2 protein-coding genes are annotated in these 1639 nt (G+C 63.6%); both read right to left on the bottom strand.

Features of this window, described 5'->3' with window-relative positions; all coding sequences use genetic code 11:
• Positions 1-75: 75 nt before the first annotated feature.
• A complete protein-coding gene (locus RFM52_RS32690) occupies positions 76-420 on the bottom strand; it encodes a hypothetical protein (protein WP_320298895.1) in 345 nt (114 codons plus the stop codon).
• Between the two features lies 1 nt (position 421).
• Entirely contained in the window at positions 422-1525 is a 1104-nt protein-coding gene (locus tag RFM52_RS32685; protein WP_320298896.1) for an IS5 family transposase, read from the bottom strand.
• Positions 1526-1639 lie beyond the last annotated feature (114 nt).

Below are 1639 nucleotides of genomic sequence, written 5' to 3'. Positions count from 1 at the left end.
TCTAACATCCCGACAGGAGCAGCCGCCCGCATCTGGGCTCGGGCGAGACCCCAATCACCCCATCTGTTGAAGAAGTCAGGTGCGCTCGCAGACGAAGCCTGAATCGTCGGCATTGTGGATATAGAAGTGACCGACGAGGCGGCCTGCGGTGCCTATCATCGCCCATCCGCGACCGCATGCGGGATCGCTTTCGTCGTGACCCTCCCACGAGAATTCCGCGCAGGCCGAGCCGTCTCGCGCGCCGTAGCGGACATCAAGGAAGCCTTTGAGGGCGCCGAAGCCGATTTCGCCGCCCGCCGCGCCTTTGAACGTCAGATGCGCCTCTTCGACGAGATCGAGGAAATCGTTGTCCCAGACATCCATTTCGACGATACGCCAGCGCCCGGCAAAGGCCTTGGCGATGGCTGGAACCGTGGCCATGTCAACTGGTCCCAGCGATGAGCTTCGGCAGCCGCACCAGATTGTAGGCGGCGGCAGCGAAGGTGAAACCCCATCCGACCCGGTCGCGGCCGCGGGACTTGGTTTGGCGCTGACCGGCGACCATCTTGATCCAGCCGAACGCCTCTTCAATGCGCTTGCGAATACGCTGACTGACAGCATAGCCGCTATGCCGGGTGGTGCGCCCGTCGATGGCCGAACTACGGCCGCTGGTGTTCTGCGCTACATGCGGCGTCACCTTCATTGAGCGCAACTCATTGATGAAGTCCTCAGCGTCATAGGCCTTGTCGGCGCCGAGTGTGATTGTTTGCGGACGGTCGGCACGCGGTTCGATCATGTGCAGGGCCGCCACCCGCTCGGCATGCCCGTCGGCAAACGTCAGGCAGGCGTCGACCAGAAGGCTATGGCGGTTCTCCATCAGCCCATGCCCCATGAAGCACAGCTTCGCCTCCTTGCCCCGCCCTTTGCGGTAGAGCCTGGCGTCGGGGTCGGTGGTCGAGGCGTGCGTCTCGTTCGATCGCCTCTCGCCGTGGAAGTCCGCTTCCGCATTGCGTCCGCCGCCGTCTGCCGGCGGCTCGCCATGACCACCGCTTGGGCCGGCCTTCTGCTTGACGCTCTTCATCGACGCCCAGGCCTCGATCAGCGTCCCGTCGACCGAGAAGTGATCCGTCGACAGAAGCCTCTTGATCTTGGGCTGCGCCAGCACCGCGCTCAGGAACTTTGCGGCGATGTCGCCCTCCAGCAACCGGTCGCGGTTCTTGGAGAACACAGAATGATCCCAGGCCGCATCGTCAACGCCAATCCCGACGAACCAGCGGAACAGAAGGTCGTATTCCAGCCGCTCCATCAACAGCCGCTCAGAGCCGATCGAATAGAACGCCTGCAACAGCATCGCCCGCAGCAGCTTCTCCGGCGGGATCGATGGCCTTCCGATCGGCGAATACAGCGCCGCGAAGTCCCGCTCCAGCGCCGACAGCGCCTCGCTCACGATTAACCGGATCGTCCGCAACGGATGGTTGCGCCGCACCCGCGCCTCAAGGTCAACATAGCTGAACAGGTCGCCAGTTCGATCGTCGCCACCGCGCACTCGTCACCTCCGAATCCCCTCGGAACCAGTGAATCATCGCTGTGGTCCGGTGGCGAGTGCCTTTTTCAACAGATGGGGTGATTGGGGTCTCGCCCGAGCCCAGATGCGGGCGGC

This window comes from Mesorhizobium humile (genome assembly GCF_033977215.1).
Lineage (GTDB): Bacteria > Pseudomonadota > Alphaproteobacteria > Rhizobiales > Rhizobiaceae > Mesorhizobium > Mesorhizobium humile.
This window is presented reverse-complemented; position numbering and strand designations above follow the sequence as displayed.

Bases quoted from the DNA above. Each gene is read 5' to 3' on its own strand.
- RFM52_RS32690 (WP_320298895.1), bottom strand. From the start codon at position 420: ATGGCCACGGTTCCAGCCATCGCCAAGGCCTTTGCCGGGCGCTGGCGT.